The 15,024-nt window shown below is 39.6% G+C and carries 16 protein-coding genes; 4 read left to right on the top strand and 12 right to left on the bottom strand.

Translation table 11 applies throughout. The features are described from left to right. Window positions 1–14 precede the first annotated feature (14 nt). On the bottom strand, window positions 15–572 hold the full coding sequence (gene pth / locus AC6UDE_RS06040) for an aminoacyl-tRNA hydrolase (protein ID WP_500696915.1): 558 nt from the start codon (window positions 570–572) through the stop codon (window positions 15–17). 204 nt (window positions 573–776) lie between these two features. Here pth and AC6UDE_RS06045 point away from each other — a divergent pair, with 204 nt between their 5' ends. Beyond that, window positions 777–1,730, top strand: coding sequence for an L-lactate dehydrogenase (locus tag AC6UDE_RS06045; protein WP_500693978.1), 954 nt, complete (start codon window positions 777–779; stop codon window positions 1,728–1,730). 102 nt (window positions 1,731–1,832) lie between these two features. Next, on the top strand, window positions 1,833–2,504 hold the full coding sequence (gene cbpA, locus AC6UDE_RS06050) for a cyclic di-AMP binding protein CbpA (protein ID WP_500693979.1): 672 nt from the start codon (window positions 1,833–1,835) through the stop codon (window positions 2,502–2,504). A gap of 54 nt (window positions 2,505–2,558) precedes the next feature. Here the strand turns inward: cbpA and AC6UDE_RS06055 are convergent, their stop codons facing one another. From AC6UDE_RS06055 to AC6UDE_RS06080, 6 genes are all read right to left on the bottom strand, one after another. Then, the gene (locus AC6UDE_RS06055) at window positions 2,559–2,930 is read right to left on the bottom strand and encodes a type II toxin-antitoxin system PemK/MazF family toxin (RefSeq protein WP_010022835.1); all 372 of its coding nucleotides are present in this window, start codon (window positions 2,928–2,930) and stop codon (window positions 2,559–2,561) included. 26 nt (window positions 2,931–2,956) lie between these two features. Next, complete coding sequence (locus AC6UDE_RS06060; RefSeq protein ID WP_500693980.1) at window positions 2,957–3,220, bottom strand: hypothetical protein; 264 nt, start codon at window positions 3,218–3,220, stop codon at window positions 2,957–2,959. 23 nt (window positions 3,221–3,243) lie between these two features. Beyond that, window positions 3,244–4,386 (bottom strand): alanine racemase, encoded by a 1,143-nt coding sequence (alr, locus tag AC6UDE_RS06065; RefSeq protein WP_500696916.1) that lies wholly within the window; start codon window positions 4,384–4,386, stop codon window positions 3,244–3,246. A 112-nt stretch (window positions 4,387–4,498) separates the two neighbouring features. Then, complete coding sequence (cshA, locus tag AC6UDE_RS06070) at window positions 4,499–5,989, bottom strand: degradosome RNA helicase CshA (RefSeq protein ID WP_500695764.1); 1,491 nt, start codon at window positions 5,987–5,989, stop codon at window positions 4,499–4,501. A 169-nt stretch (window positions 5,990–6,158) separates the two neighbouring features. Further along, window positions 6,159–7,535 (bottom strand): UDP-N-acetylmuramoyl-tripeptide--D-alanyl-D-alanine ligase, encoded by a 1,377-nt coding sequence (locus AC6UDE_RS06075; protein WP_500696917.1) that lies wholly within the window; start codon window positions 7,533–7,535, stop codon window positions 6,159–6,161. An 80-nt stretch (window positions 7,536–7,615) separates the two neighbouring features. After that, on the bottom strand, window positions 7,616–8,404 hold the full coding sequence (locus AC6UDE_RS06080; protein WP_500693984.1) for a hypothetical protein: 789 nt from the start codon (window positions 8,402–8,404) through the stop codon (window positions 7,616–7,618). Between the two features lie 172 nt (window positions 8,405–8,576). Here AC6UDE_RS06080 and AC6UDE_RS06085 point away from each other — a divergent pair, with 172 nt between their 5' ends. Then, entirely contained in the window at window positions 8,577–9,086 is a 510-nt protein-coding gene (locus AC6UDE_RS06085) for a low molecular weight protein-tyrosine-phosphatase (protein ID WP_500696918.1), read from the top strand. Continuing rightward, window positions 9,073–10,308, top strand: a complete 1,236-nt coding sequence (locus AC6UDE_RS06090) for a multidrug efflux MFS transporter (RefSeq protein ID WP_500693986.1) — start codon at window positions 9,073–9,075, stop codon at window positions 10,306–10,308. The genes AC6UDE_RS06085 and AC6UDE_RS06090 overlap by 14 nt, the downstream gene beginning before the upstream one ends. Before the next feature lie 49 nt (window positions 10,309–10,357). On the opposite strand, the gene AC6UDE_RS06095 is transcribed toward AC6UDE_RS06090, so the two are convergent. The 5 genes from AC6UDE_RS06095 to AC6UDE_RS06115 all read right to left on the bottom strand — a co-directional run bounded on the left by AC6UDE_RS06095 (window position 10,358) and on the right by AC6UDE_RS06115 (window position 14,927). Beyond that, a complete protein-coding gene (locus tag AC6UDE_RS06095) occupies window positions 10,358–10,609 on the bottom strand; it encodes a type B 50S ribosomal protein L31 (protein ID WP_500693987.1) in 252 nt (83 codons plus the stop codon). Between the two features lie 110 nt (window positions 10,610–10,719). Next, window positions 10,720–11,994, bottom strand: a complete 1,275-nt coding sequence (murA, locus tag AC6UDE_RS06100; protein WP_500696919.1) for a UDP-N-acetylglucosamine 1-carboxyvinyltransferase — start codon at window positions 11,992–11,994, stop codon at window positions 10,720–10,722. Window positions 11,995–12,106: 112 nt separating this feature from the next. Further along, window positions 12,107–13,726 carry a CTP synthase gene (pyrG, locus tag AC6UDE_RS06105; protein WP_500696920.1) on the bottom strand — a complete coding sequence of 540 codons (1,620 nt, stop codon included), beginning with the start codon at window positions 13,724–13,726 and terminating at the stop codon, window positions 12,107–12,109. A 145-nt stretch (window positions 13,727–13,871) separates the two neighbouring features. Beyond that, window positions 13,872–14,447: a DNA-directed RNA polymerase subunit delta gene (gene rpoE / locus AC6UDE_RS06110; protein ID WP_500695768.1), complete on the bottom strand. Its 576-nt coding sequence runs from the start codon at window positions 14,445–14,447 to the stop codon at window positions 13,872–13,874. A gap of 45 nt (window positions 14,448–14,492) precedes the next feature. Beyond that, complete coding sequence (locus AC6UDE_RS06115; protein ID WP_500696921.1) at window positions 14,493–14,927, bottom strand: YwiB family protein; 435 nt, start codon at window positions 14,925–14,927, stop codon at window positions 14,493–14,495. Window positions 14,928–15,024 lie beyond the last annotated feature (97 nt).

Raw genomic sequence — 15,024 nt, forward strand, 5'->3', positions numbered from 1 at the left:
ATTAATTATACGAATTAATTAAACTGATTTTCTAACTTACTGAAGGGAGTACCAGAAACCCACTCGTCTAATGCTTTAACCGCATGATCCTCCGCTTCTAAAAACGGTGCCCGTTGTTCCAGACTAAATTTACTCAAGACATAGTTCACAACACTTTCACGTTTGGGATGACTGGTTCCAATCTTAATCCGATTAAACTGATCGGTCCCAAGGTGAGCAATGATGCTTTTGATTCCATTATGACCACCAGCCGAACCGTGGTTTCTTAGCCGAATTCGTCCCACTGGTAAATCCATGTCATCGTAAACAATTACTAAATCATCAAGATCTAATTTGAAAAATTGCATCAAGGGATGAACTGCGCGCCCTGAATCATTCATCATCGTCGTTGGTTTGACTACCATTACCTTTTCACCATTGACTATTCCCGTACCATACATGGCATCCATCTTTTGTTTATTAATCGCGATCTGGTTTTGATCAGCAAACTTATCAACCACCATAAACCCCGTGTTATGCCTGGTACCATCAAATTCAGCACCAACGTTGCCTAATCCCACAATCATTTTCATTGCTATTGTCTCCCATTTACTTCTAATTAACCTAAAATGGCCGAAATGAATAATTACTCACTCGGCTTAATCATGTTTATTGTATCATAATAGATTAACGATTTGAGCTGATCCCGTACCATTAAGAATATGGTTCTGTATAAATAAATTCGTTCATGATATAATCAGTTTGTGAACAAACTAATTTCAAAAGGGAGAAATATTATGGCTGAAAAACACGAAAAAGTTGTTTTAGTTGGTGATGGTGCCGTTGGTTCATCATACGCATTCGCAATGATGCAACAAGGGATCGCCGAAGAATTTGTCGTTGTTGATATCGACAAAAACAGAACTGAAGGAGACGCATTGGACCTTGAAGATGCCCAACCTTTCACTTCTCCAAAAAAGATCTACTCTGGTGACTACAGTGACTGTAAAGACGCTGATTTAGTTGTGATCACTGCTGGAGCTCCACAAAAGCCCGGTGAAACTAGACTTGACCTGGTTAACAAAAACTTGAAGATTTTGACTACCATCGTTAAGCCAGTTGTTGATTCTGGTTTTGATGGAATCTTCTTAATTGCTGCTAACCCAGTTGACATCTTAACCTACGCAACCCAAAAGATTTCTGGCTTTCCTAAAAACCGTGTCTTTGGTTCAGGTACATCACTTGATACCTCACGTTTCCAAGTTGCCGTTGGTAAGAAGTTAAACGTTAACCCACAAAGCGTTAATGCTTACGTTATGGGTGAACACGGTGATTCAGAATTTGCTGATATTGATGAAGCTTCAATCGGAAACGTTCCGTTGGTTGAATTTGCTAAACAAAATGGTGTTAGCAAGGACGACTTATTGAAAATGGAAGACGAAACTAGAAACAAGGCCTACGACATCATTAACAAGAAGGGTGCTACTTTCTACGGAGTTGGAACTGCTTTGATGAGAATTTCAAAGGCCATTTTAAGAGACGAAAACACCGTTTTACCAATCGGTGCCCCAATGAATGGTGAATACGGTTTGTCCGATATTTACATTGGAACTCCTGCCATTGTTAATGCTTCAGGAGTTGCCAAAGTCCTTGAAGTTCCATTAAGTGATGACGAAAAAGACAAGATGAGTGCTTCAGCTAAAACTTTAAAAGAAACCATTGCTAAAGGTATGAAGACCATCAACCTTTAAAAATAAGTTTAAAAAGAACAGACATTTATGTCTGTTTTTTTATGCTCCCAGTTATTTTGTGTTAATATTAATTAGAAATTACTTATGTGAGGAGCCTTAGCCATGATTTTGCAATCTTTAGTTAAACCTAAAAGTGACCTGATTACTGTTGATGAAAACACTGATCTCGACACCGCATTAAAATTAATGGAAAAGAATCATTTTCGTTGCATTCCCGTTTTAGATGCCACTCATAAAGCCTTCAAGGGTAACATTTATCGCATGCACATCTACAAACACGAAGCCGATGGCGGCAAGATGTCCGACTCGGTTATGACCCTGATTAGAAACGAAACTAAATTTGTTAACCTGAATTCAGCTTTTTTCAAGGTCTTCTTTACGATTAAGGATCTTCCATACATTGCCGTTCTTGACGAGTTCAATAATTTTTATGGCATTTTAACTCACACGAAATTGATGGAAAGCTTGTCACAATCATGGAACGTGAAATTTGGTAGCTACGTGATTTCAGTTGTCTCACCTGGTGAACGTGGGGACTTAGAAGAGATGGCTCACATTATTACTAGATATACCGCCATTTCAAGTGTGATCAGCTTGGATTCAGTTGATCGTTCTGGTAAAACGGTCTATCGAACCATGTTTACCCTCCCGTCTAAGGTGACTAAGGATCGTCTGGACCGCATCATTGCAGCTCTAGAACGAAAGGGATTCAAAGTTCCAGAAGTTGAAGATCTAAAACAAGAATCAAAAGAAACTCCAATCGAAGAAAATTAGATACAAAAAAGAACGTGGAATAATTCCACGTTCTTTTTTGTATCTTATGTATCATCAGACTTCGTGCGTGCTCTGACTGAGCCCTAGACTTAAACTAAGACCAGCATCAACTTTTCTCATGATATCTTTACTTAAATGAGTGACATGATCTTTAAGACGCTGCTTATCAATCGTCCTAATTTGTTCTAACAGAATCACCGAACTCTTCTCAATTCCGGCATTCTGAGGTGTAATACCCACATGAGTAGGCATCTTTGGCTTAGTAATCCGAGCCGTAATTGCGGCTACAATCACAGTGGGACTATAATGATTTCCAACGTTATTTTGGACTACCAAAACTGGTCGCATTCCACCCTGTTCAGAACCAACGACTGGAGATAAGTCTGCATAGAAAATATCGCCACGTTTAATTTCAACGTTTTCCATAGACTATTCCTTCCGCATAAATAAACTTACAACCGTGACTTCTCGTCTTCATAATTGTCAAAGAGCCGTCTTGCAATCTCATCCTCACATGGAGAATATTCATCAACAATTATTGAATTTAGATTGGCCATGATTGAGTAGCCATAAATTAAAGAATTAATTAGAGGGTCTTTATCAAACGAGTCACAGTCCATGGCAACTTTGTGGTTGTCAAAAGAAAGTCCTAGTTTGGTGAAATATTCTTCATTTTTCTGAGACCAAATAGCATCAATCGTGTATTTGTATGTCATGGAGAACTCCTCCTTACAAATAGTTACTTCAAATGATTACTTGATTTATACACCCGTGGTAATCGATCCGAATACCCACATGCAATCTCATAGTGAATAGTATGACAGTAGTCAGCAACGTCTTGGAGAGTAATAGTATGACCGTGATCAGTTCCCACCAAGGTCACCTTCGTTCCAATTGGTAACTGATGTGGTAACTTCACCATCAGTTGATCCATACATACTCTTCCGACAATTGGACAATACTGTCCATCTACTAGAAGTGAAAATCCCTGCATTGAGCGACGAACTCCGTCTGCATATCCAACAGGAACCGTTCCAATCCACTCCTTTGAGTTGGATGTATAAGTTGCACCGTATCCAATTGAACGACCAGCATTAACTTCTTTAACGTAAACTAAATCACTGGTAAAGCTCAGTGCTGGTTTCAACTTAAATGGTGAAGCAATCTCAACCCCCGATGGATTCAAACCATAGCCAGCCACTCCAAAGCGGACCATGTTTCCACCCGCTGCTTTATGCCACATACTAGTAGCTGAATTTGCCACGTGAACATAACGAGGTTTATCGGGAATCGCAGTCATCAATTCGTTAAAATTATCCAATTGATACTTAAAATAATCATCATTAGCGCTATCTGCGGTAGAAAAATGAGTAAATACTCCCTCAAAGTCAATATACTCGCTAGTTCGGTTCAACTCAACTATTGCATCTCTAACTTCTGAAACAGTTTGGAGTCCGATCCTTCCCATTCCAGTATCCAAAGCCAAATGAACCCTAATCTTGTTCTTTAATTTCAGTTGCTCAGCTAACTTAGCTGCCTGCTTAATCCAATCAATCGAGCTCACCGTAACCGAAACATTGTACTTCGCAATTAATGGAACATTTGAAAGGTCACAAAGACCCAAAACAAGAATGGGTTCAGACACAAATCCAGCTTCTCGAAGCTGAATTGCTTCGTCTAAAATGGCAACACAAAAACCAGTAGCTCCTGCTTGTTTAGCAATCCTCGCTACTTGAACCGCACCGTGTCCATAAGCATTAGCCTTGACAACCATGAATAGATCCGACTTGGCATCCAATCGTTTTCGTTCCTCACTAATGTTATGAAAAATGGCATCTTCATCAATAACTAGTTGTGCATTTCGATTTCTTCCCACTGCCATAACGTATACTTCCTCGAATAAAGTACTATCTAATTATTCTTTGATAATTATTATAACACTTAATAAATTAATTTTCTAAATAAAAGAGAGAACCAAGAAGGCTCTCTCTTTGCTACTTATTCTTAATAACAAAATTCTTTGATTTACCGTGGTTACCACCATTATGACCTCGTGAATCACGACGTCTTGAGTCGTGACCACCGCGATGATTGCCAAAGCGTTTGTGACTGTTCCGGTCATTTCTCTTACCGCGATAACCGCCACCACGATGACCACCAAAGCCACCATGATTTTTAAGTGGTTTTTCGGCCGTAATGTGAACCTTAACCTGATCTCTTGTCATGTCATTCAAAAGAGCAGAAACCAAATCGACACTGTCATACTTTTCAAGGAGCTTTTTTGCGACCCGCTCAAACTTGGCAGTATCCGTCTTCTTTACTAACTTTTCAATATCATCTTCAGCAAATTTTAACTGACCAGCAAGGGCTTCGTCTTCTGAAGGTGGCTTTAAAGGAAGCATCCTAACTTTGGTAAGTCGTTCAATTCCCCTTAAATAACTCATCTCATTTGGAGTGACAAACGTTACTGAAGTACCATGATGACCGGCACGACCAGTTCGTCCAATTCGATGGACATAACTTTCTGGATCCTGGGGAATATCAAAGTTATAAACGTAAGTGACACCCGAAACATCAATTCCTCTAGCAGCCACATCAGTAGCCACTAAATAATTAATCTTGTCATTCTTAAATTCGTTCATAATCTGAGTTCGCCGTTTTTGGGTTAAATCACCGTGAAGACCAGCTGCCCGATAACCACGCGCAATCAATCCCTTAGAAACTTCGTCGACTCGTCGTTTAGTTCGACAAAATACGATGGTAACCTTAGGTGTTTGAACGTCAAACAAACGGGTCATCGTGTCAAACTTTTCGTTATCTTTAACCTTAACGTAGTACTGATCAACTAGGTCAGTGGTTAATTCCTTCGACTTAACCGTGATCTGCTTTGGATCTCTCATGAACTGAACCCCAACTCGTTTGATTGGTGCTGGCATGGTTGCTGAGAAAAGCAAAGTTTGCCGATCTTCTGGAATGTTCTTAATGATGCTTTCAATATCATCTAAGAATCCCATGTTAAGCATTTCGTCGGCTTCATCTAACACCAAGTACTTAACGTGTCCTAGTTTTAAGGTGCGACGATTAATGTGATCAAGAATTCGTCCTGGAGTCCCCACCACAATCTGTGGCTTCTTCTTCAAATCTCTAATTTGCTGGCGAATATCTGAACCACCATAAACTACTTGAACTCGAGCTCCTTCAACGCCACCAAGACGTTGCATCTCTTTTTGTGTTTGAATGGCAAGTTCTCTAGTTGGTGAAATTACAAGTGCCTGCACATCTGGATTATTCAGATCGATTTCTTGCAGGATTGGAAGGGCAAACGCAGCTGTTTTCCCAGTTCCAGTTTGAGCCTGTCCAATAACATCCTGACCCTTTAACAATAATGGAATTGTCTGAGCCTGAATTGGAGTGGGTTCGTCAAAGCCTGATTTTTCCACGGCTTTTAATAGACTATCAGATAGTCCTAAATCTTTAAACTTCAAATGTGTTCCTCCTATTGAAACTACAATTGTGAATTCAATGATTTGCTTGGAAAAAATCCGTTTTCCATAATGCGCAAATCGTCTGATTCACATTTATTTCTATATTCTTCAGCGATTACGTGTCTAAAACATATTACACCATCTGGCCTAATTTCACAAACCGAAGAACCTATTCTAACGCTTTTAAAACTCGTTCTAAGTGAATTCCGTGACTCCCTTTTAACAAGACTTCATCCCCAGTAGACAACTGGGAGTCTAGGCTTTTAGCTAATTGATCAAGCTGATCAATTGGATAATAATGAAGGGCATTTTGATTGGGATATTTTTTTTGCAACATTTGATATAGAGACTTCATAAGTGGTCCAACTAGGTAAACCTGGTTAATCAATTGCGGATCGATTGCATCAGAAATATCCTCATGCATCTCCACTCCCTTATCACCAAGTTCCAGCATGTCACCTAAAACTGCAACTCGCTTCCCTTGTAAATGAGTGGATTGAAACGCCTTTAAAACGGCTTTTAGAGCTGATGGGTTCGAATTATATACGTCACTTAAAATCATTTCACCATTTTGACCCTTAACCCATTCAGTTCGATTATTAGTAAAACTGGCATGGTTTAGTGCTGACTTCATGTTGACCGGCAGTATTTCCGCTAGTTCACCAACTTCAATGGAAGCAAGGGCATTGTTGACGTTATAGTCACCAATTAGCGGAATGGTGAATTTCATGTTTCCAAACAGATTGGTCTTAAACGTCGTTTCGTGGTCGCCGTCATAGACATCCTTTGGGTAAATATCGTTAGTGTCTTTTCTTCCAAAGGTCAACTTTTCAACGTCAAGTGATTTAGCCCGTTCGTTTAATAAAGGTTCATCACCGTCATAGACAAACACCCCATCTGGCCTAAGTCCATGGGTAATCTCCATTTTGGCATCCGCAATCTTAGCACGGGTTCCGAAGAATTCAATGTGAGCTTCACCAATCATGGTAATGACGGCGATATCTGGTTTAACTAGCTTACTTAAAAAGTCAAGTTGGCCGGGTCGATCCATCCCCATCTCTACCACCAAATATTCTGTGTTAGATTCCATGGAAAGGATCGTAATTGGAACTCCAATCTCATTATTAAAGTTAGCGTGCGTCTTAGTAACATTAAACTGAGTGGCAAGAATTGAAGCAATCATGTCTTTAGTAGTGGTCTTGCCATTACTTCCGGTAATTGCCACCACTTTAGGATTAATCTTATTTAAATAGTGTCGACTGAGATCCTGTAAGGCTTTTAACGTATCATCAACTAAAATAACCGGAAAATCCTTCGGAACATCACTAATTCGACTTTGACTCCAAAACGTTGCGTTAGCCCCGTTTTTGATGGCACTAGCAATGAAATCGTGCCCATCGTGATTCCCAGTGAGTGGAACAAAAAGATCATGCGGTTTTAACTTCCGACTATCAAACGAAACTCCCGTTATTTCAACGTTTTCGTATTTTTTTGAATTTAAATTACCATTAACGGATTTTGCAACCTCTAAAAGGTTCATTTTCATAACAAAAACTCCTCTTAATTCGATGTAAATGCATTTAAAGTATATCAGAAAAAAATCAATAAAAAAGCGACTCAGCTGGTTTAAACCAAATCGTTTAATTCTCCCTCATCATCAACGTCTCTTTGAAGTTCCCACGTTTTAGTGGAAATATCATAAGTAATTTGACCAACTTTAAAGGCTCCACTTTTCAACTGGTCATAAGAGTTCCAAATTACCTTTGGAGATCGTTTTTTGTGTCTCATTAAGGGAATCTCAAGCTTCGGTCTCTTCACAACTATCATATCATACGGAATAATAACTCCCGTAATTCCCAGTTTTAACAACTTGGTCATGGTACGTTCGTCGATATCCCTAAACGGCACTGACTTTACGAACATTCGTCTACTGTTCCACTGCTTTTTTAGATGCCGTTTAATGCAGACAGCTAAAATTTGATTAATGACACTAAAATGACGCATGTATACCTTTGTAAAGCCAGTGGATTCACCCAAAAACACAAATTGATTCTTCAATTTAACCGAAAATGGACTCGTTTGATTGAGTGGGATACCCATGTGACTCAAGTACAATAAATCTGCGATTTCATCCTCATTTAAAGAATCCAGATCCTCCCGGTTTCTAAAATCAACCCATTTCTTGGTACTAATTTTATTGTTAATCATGTACTCTCTAATTTCATTTTGACCGGTAATTAAATCAAATTTAGTGGACATATTGAAATCATTTGCGTAACGATAATCATCATTTAATAAAATAATATTTTGGGGATCGTTCTTAATTCCGTTTAAAAAATCCGACGGAAGAATTCCCCAACTGTAGGCAAAATTCTTAACTGGATTAACCTGAAAATACACTGTGTTAATTAACATATTTGTCTTGCTCCAATCCTTATTACCCCTTTCACCATAAAATAAGATTTTAATAACCATTTTTCCAACTCACGTCATTTTCTTACGTTATAATTAGCATTCATTTTTATATATATGAAGTTCAATTACTGTTAATATAGTAATAACGATTTAAATTTCGGGAGTGTGGATTATGAAAAAAACTAACGTTTTATTTGTCTGCTTGGGGAACATATGTCGATCTCCCATGGCAGAAGCAATGTTTAAAAAAATGCTTATAAATAAAGGACTTTCAAATCATTATTCAGTAAGTTCAGCTGCCACCGAAAACGATGAGGCAGGTAGTCGTCCTCATCCTGGTGCTCAAAAAACCATGGACGCTCATCACTTGGATTATAGTGGGAAACAATCCCATCCAATCACCGCTTACGACATCGATCATGCTGATTACATTATTACCATGGATGACTACAATATCAGTGATCTTAAAAAGATGATTCCCAAAAGTCAATGGAATAAGCTTCATTTATGCATGGACATTGTTCCCGGTAAAAAGGGAGTCAACATCGTTGATCCTTGGTATACCCATCGATTTGAGGATACCTATCAAATGCTGGATCAATCTTTGCCCTTGTGGCTAAAGTACATGCAAGAACATCATAACAGCAAACAGGAAGGAAGCGAATCATTTGAATCAGAATAAAGCCCAAATCTCTGATCCGGTTCCTTCAGAAATATGGCACAAAAACCTAGTAGCACTATGGTTTGGGATGTTCATGAATGGATTAGGTTTTAGTGAAGTCATGCCTTTTCTCTCCCTGTTCATCGCTACCCTAGGCCACTATAATTCTAGTCAACTAAGTATCTATAGTGGGCTTGCTTTCTCAGCCTCTTTCATTGTTACCGCCGTCGTCTCTCCCATTTGGGGATCTTTGGCTGACAGATACGGACGAAAAGTGATGCTTTTACGAGCATCACTTGGAATGGCAATCTGTCTAATATTGATGGGCTTTGTTACTGCTGTTTGGCAGTTAATTGCCCTTCGATTTATTCAAGGAATCTTCTCTGGATACATGAGCAATGCCAACGCCTTACTTGCGACTCAGGTACCAAAGCGAGAAAGTGGGAAAGCCCTTGGAATTTTAACCACCGGCAACGTCTCAGGAACCCTTTTTGGTCCCTTCATTGGCGGAATTTTAGCTTCTGTCTTTAGTTATCGTCTTACCTTCTTCATTACTGGTGGTTTACTCATTTCCGTCTTTTTTGTCACGCTATTTTTCGTTAAAGAACACTTTAAACCGGTTGCAAAAGAAGATAACCTATCTACCAAACAGGTTATTTTCGAACTTTCAAACGTCAAACTGATTTTTGGAATGTTCTTGACCACCCTGATTATTCAAGCCTCTAATTTCTCCATTTCACCCATTCTGTCACTGTACGTCAAAGAAATCATGCACAATAGTCCTCAAGTCACCTTTTACAGTGGAATTGTTGCCGCAGTTCCGGGAATTGCCACGCTTTTTGCCGCCCCCAAACTGGGAGCATTAGGCGATCGAATCGGGACCTCCAAGATTATGCTAGGCGGTTTCATCTTTGCCATCTTGGTCTACATCCCCATGGCGTTTGTAACCAACGTCTGGGAATTAATGGGACTCAGATTCCTGATTGGAATCTCCAACGCCTGTATGTTACCTGCCGTTCAAACCATTTTAGCTAAAAACACCCCATCTAACGTTACTGGTCGAATTTTTAGCTGGAACCAGTCCATGCAAGCAGCTGGAAACTGTATCGGACCCATCATCGGCTCCATTGTTTCTTCTTTGTTTGATTACTCAAGTGTGTTCATTTCAACCGCAATCCTTGTCTTCATTAACTTCTTGTTAGTATTAAACGAAACCAGAAACGAACAGAAGACCGTAAACTAAATTTAGACAAAAAAAGAGCCAACTAGAAGTTGGCTCTTTTTATTTATTATTATTTGTCGGCAAGACCATATTTCTTGTTGAAACGATCGACCGCACCATCTGCTTGGTTGAACTTTTGCTTACCAGTGTAGAATGGATGTGAATCAGATGAAATTTCAACTCGGATTAATGGATAAGTGTTGCCGTCGTCCATTTTGACGGTTTCATCAGAGGTTGCAGTTGAACCAGTAATGAATTTAAATCCAGTACTTGAATCTTGAAAAACAACTTGATGAAAATCTGGATGAATTCCTTTTTTCATAATATTTCGCTCCTTTTGCCCTAAACACAGTTCAGAGATTGATTATCGAATATAACATCAACAATAATAGCTTAACATTATTTTTTGACGTACGCAATAGGACTCAGGAGTTAGTCGTCCTGGTCAATCATCTGGACGTTAGCGTGTAGATTGGTTAATTTATTAGTAATATTATCATATCCGCGTAAAATATTGTCCGCATTTTCAATGACGGTCTTACCACTAGCCATCAGCCCAGCAATGACCAAGGATGCCCCAGCGCGGATCTCTCCGGCTTGAACGGTTGTCCCATGGAGGTTCTCACTCTTACTGATAATAATTGAATTATCAGTTGGATTGACCTTGATATTAGCCCCCATCTTCTGGAGCTGGGCAATGTGATTCTGACGTTCCGGATAAATCGTATCGTGAATCACACTATCCTCGTCTGCTTTAAACAGCATGGGGGTAATTGGTTGTTGTAAATCCGTCGCAAACCCTGGAAACGGTGCCGTTTTAATCTCGATACCATTTAATTTCCCAGTCTTTGGAACATAAATACTGTCTTCGCCAACTTCTAATTGAACGCCTGCTTCAATCAACTTAGCTGTGTAGGCTTGTAAATGCTCAGGAATTACGTTCTTAACGTTAATTCCTTTCCCAACAGCGGCGGCTAACGTCAAGTATGTCCCCGCTTCAATTCGATCAGGGATAATCGTATGCGTCGCCTTGGCCTGGAGATAATCAACGCCTTGAATCCTGATGACGTCGGTCCCAGCTCCTCTGATCTTAGCTCCCATACTATTCAAAAATGATGCAATATCAATAATTTCCGGTTCTTTAGCGGCATTACTAATGGTAGTAACCCCATTAGCCTTTACCGCTGCCAGAATCGTGTTGATCGTTGCTCCAACCGAGACCATGTCAAAGAAAATTGAAGCCCCATGAAGTCCATTTTCCGTTGCATTAATATCGACCGAATCATCACTTTCATTGACTTCTGCACCCAAGGCCTTAAAGGCGCGAATGTGCTGGTCAATTGGCCGTGGTCCGATATTGTCTCCACCAGGGAAACTAATCGTGGCACGATGAAACTTGCCAAGAAGCGCTCCCATAAAATAATAGGAAGCACGTAGACTTTTAATTGCTTTACCGGGCAACTCACCCTCAAGTATATTAGTTGGATCAATGTTTAAGACACCATCTGAAAAATCAGATGTTACGTTCATCGACTGGAGGATTAGCATGAGATTATGCACATCCAAGATATCGGGAACCATGTCAAGTTCCACTGGACTATCCGCCAAAATAGCGGCCGGTATCAAAGCAACCGTACTATTCTTAGCTCCGCCAACGGTGACGTCGCCATATAGAGGATGTCCTCCTGATATTTTTAGTATCGTCATAATTGGTAATCCTCACTTATATCATATCTTTTAATAATAATCATAGGAAAGTTTTCACCAAAACACAATACAAAATCAGAAATTATTTTATTAAGATTATAAAGAAGCCTGGTTACTTCTTGTGATTATGCATGTGTTCTTTGTCGGCAGCGGCGACAAACGCCTTGAATAATCCCTCGGGACGATTTGGCCGTGATAAAAATTCGGGGTGGTATTGGGCTGCAACGTAGAAGTGATTATCAGGAACTTCGACCACTTCAACCAAGTGATCATCTGGTGAGGTCCCAGAAATAACTAAGCCAGCATCTTCCAGGTCTTTTCTAAATTTATTATTGAATTCATAACGATGACGATGACGCTCTGAGATCTCCCTTTTGTTGTCGTATGCGGCGGCGGCTTTACTTCCTGCTTTTAACTTAGTCTTATAAGCACCCAAGCGTTGGGTTCCACCAGCATCAGTAACATCATTTTGATCGGCCATGAGATCAATCACATTGTGCTTAGTTTGCGGATCAAATTCAGTTGAGTTGGCATCATTATAACCCACAACGTCTCTAGCATATTCGATGGTAGCAATCTGCATTCCAAGGCAAACACCTAAATAAGGAACATCATTTTCTCTAGCATATCGAGCGGCTTGAATCATTCCTTCGACCCCTCGATTACCAAATCCACCAGGAACCAAGATTCCGTCCATTCCCTTTAACTTCTTAGAAACGTTGTCTCTGTTAATCGTACCCGCATCAACCATGTGAATGTTAACCTTATCGTCAGCAGCATAACCGGCATGTTTTAAAGCTTCATTGACGGACAAATAAGCATCGTTTAGATCAACATACTTACCAACAATGGCAATGTTAACCTCACCCTTGAGATTTCTGATGTGCTTCTCCATCTTCTTCCAGTCTTTCATGTCAGCCTCTGGAGCTTTAACGTTAAAGTGCTTTAAAATCTCATCGTCCATGTCCTGTTTTTGAAAACTAAGCGGGATTTGGTACAAGTTAGGAGCATCGATGGACTCGATGATATCCTTAACCGGAACATCACAGAACATGGCAATTTTTTTCTTCATCTCATCACTAACTGGTTTCTCAGCACGAAGAACCAACATATCGGGTTGAATGCCAATTCCCCTTAATTCTTTAACACTGTGCTGGGTTGGTTTGGTTTTCATTTCCTTTGCGGCGTGCAAGTACGGAACAAGCGTAACATGAATATAAAAAGTATTCTCGTCACCGACTTCATGTTTCATTTGACGGATGGCTTCCAAAAACGGTAGGGACTCGATATCTCCAACCGTTCCACCAATTTCTGAAATAACGATATCAGCGTCCGTGCTTTGAGCGGCACTCATAATCTTTTGTTTAATCATTCCAGTAATGTGAGGGATGACCTGAACGGTTCTCCCAAGATAATCTCCGTGACGTTCTTTTCTTAAAACTTCTTCATAGATTTTACCGGTCGTAAAGTTAGAGTACTTGTTTAAATTGTTATCAATAAAACGTTCGTAATGACCTAAATCAAGATCAGTTTCAGCACCATCATCGGTAACAAAGACTTCTCCGTGTTGATAAGGATTCATTGTTCCCGGATCAATGTTGATATATGGATCAAATTTTTGGATCGTAACGTTAAAGCCACGATTCTTCAATAATCTTCCGATTGAAGCCGAAACAATTCCCTTTCCTAAGGAAGAAACTACTCCACCGGTTACAAAAATATACTTAGTCATGCTTAACTCCTCCATCAAATTTAGGTTACAACATAAAAAAAGCTCCCCATTCATTGAATAGGGAGCGGTTACTTATTCGAAATACTTCACATGTCTGTAAAGTGCCCAAATAGTATGTTAAGTGATTCTACATAATTAGTCAAGTTTAATCATTGTCGTCGTCATCATCTTTTTTATCGTCATCGTCATCTGGATTGACCTCTGAGAGGTCGCCTTCAACACCGTCATCATCGTCAATGGCGTCATCATCAGTATCAGGATTTTCTTCATCAAGATCCTTATGATACTTATCCTTGTCGTCAGGGGTATCATCAAAATCATCCTGATCTTCTGGATCATCGTTATCATAGTCGATCACGTCATCATCGTCAGCTGCATCAGCCATAAAAGCATTCACCTTACGATGCTTTTTGGGAGTATTACCGTTGTCTTCTTCACCTTCATTGATGGTGGCTTCGTTAATGGATTCATATGGGTACCAAGTACGAAGACCCCAAACGTTATTGCCAAGGGAAATAAAACTCCCATCAACATTAAGGTCTGTGTAGAATTGAGGTAAACGATCACGAATTACTTGGTTGCTGTCCCCCAAGTATTTTTGTACTTCGTTGGTTAAATCAACGAATGACATGGTTTTACCAGCATCAGCTAAAATTGCATGAGCCACTTCAACCATTGATAATTCGCTTTTATCTTGCTTGTCTAATTCTTTAAGTTCCAATTCGACCACGCCTTTCTAGATTCCTAACAGACTAATAATACTAGTTTAACATTTAAATTGCAATTTGACTCGATAGTCGCCGACTTTCTGTCCGTCGGTGTACAACTCATAGTTAATCTCAATCATTTGCCATCCGTTTTTATCATCTCTAGATTGTTTAATGCTAGTGGTATGTGCCCCAATTTTCAAATTACCAAATGGCGTTCGGTACAAGTCTTCGATTGTTTCGTTCGGTTTAAAATGAAGTTCAAGATGATTTTTGCCAGCACGAGTTAACCGAATCGCATCTTTTCCAATCCGGTAGGTGACAGGAACGTCCGGTTGTCCGTCAACGTGTTCAACGTAACGTAAATAACGATAGCCGTTGAGCATAACTAGTTGCCCATTTTCTTTAAAATGATGGTGTTCGACGTTTTCGTCCTGTTTTATTTCGATTGCAATCTCAACTTGAACTTTTTCGATCTTTTCGTTTTCTGCCAAAAATATCACCTCACAAATTTGATTTTACGCCGTTAGCAATGGAAATGCACTAACTTTGAGTTTGTCATGACGTTTATTTTTATTTCAGTTATAATGA

Source organism: Fructilactobacillus sp. X2R5C3, from assembly GCF_059901325.1.

What these genes read in the sequence shown, in the direction of transcription:
- AC6UDE_RS06080 (WP_500693984.1), bottom strand. Translation starts at nt 8,404, where the DNA reads ATGTTAATTAACACAGTGTATTTTCAGGTTAATCCAGTTAAGAATTTT.
- pth (WP_500696915.1), bottom strand. Translation starts at nt 572, where the DNA reads ATGAAAATGATTGTGGGATTAGGCAACGTTGGTGCTGAATTTGATGGT.
- AC6UDE_RS06055 (WP_010022835.1), bottom strand. Translation starts at nt 2,930, where the DNA reads ATGGAAAACGTTGAAATTAAACGTGGCGATATTTTCTATGCAGACTTA.
- alr (WP_500696916.1), bottom strand. Translation starts at nt 4,386, where the DNA reads ATGGCAGTGGGAAGAAATCGAAATGCACAACTAGTTATTGATGAAGAT.
- AC6UDE_RS06075 (WP_500696917.1), bottom strand. Translation starts at nt 7,535, where the DNA reads ATGAAAATGAACCTTTTAGAGGTTGCAAAATCCGTTAATGGTAATTTA.
- AC6UDE_RS06085 (WP_500696918.1), top strand. Translation starts at nt 8,577, where the DNA reads ATGAAAAAAACTAACGTTTTATTTGTCTGCTTGGGGAACATATGTCGA.
- cbpA (WP_500693979.1), top strand. Translation starts at nt 1,833, where the DNA reads ATGATTTTGCAATCTTTAGTTAAACCTAAAAGTGACCTGATTACTGTT.
- pyrG (WP_500696920.1), bottom strand. Translation starts at nt 13,726, where the DNA reads ATGACTAAGTATATTTTTGTAACCGGTGGAGTAGTTTCTTCCTTAGGA.
- AC6UDE_RS06060 (WP_500693980.1), bottom strand. Translation starts at nt 3,220, where the DNA reads ATGACATACAAATACACGATTGATGCTATTTGGTCTCAGAAAAATGAA.
- AC6UDE_RS06045 (WP_500693978.1), top strand. Translation starts at nt 777, where the DNA reads ATGGCTGAAAAACACGAAAAAGTTGTTTTAGTTGGTGATGGTGCCGTT.
- AC6UDE_RS06095 (WP_500693987.1), bottom strand. Translation starts at nt 10,609, where the DNA reads ATGAAAAAAGGAATTCATCCAGATTTTCATCAAGTTGTTTTTCAAGAT.
- murA (WP_500696919.1), bottom strand. Translation starts at nt 11,994, where the DNA reads ATGACGATACTAAAAATATCAGGAGGACATCCTCTATATGGCGACGTC.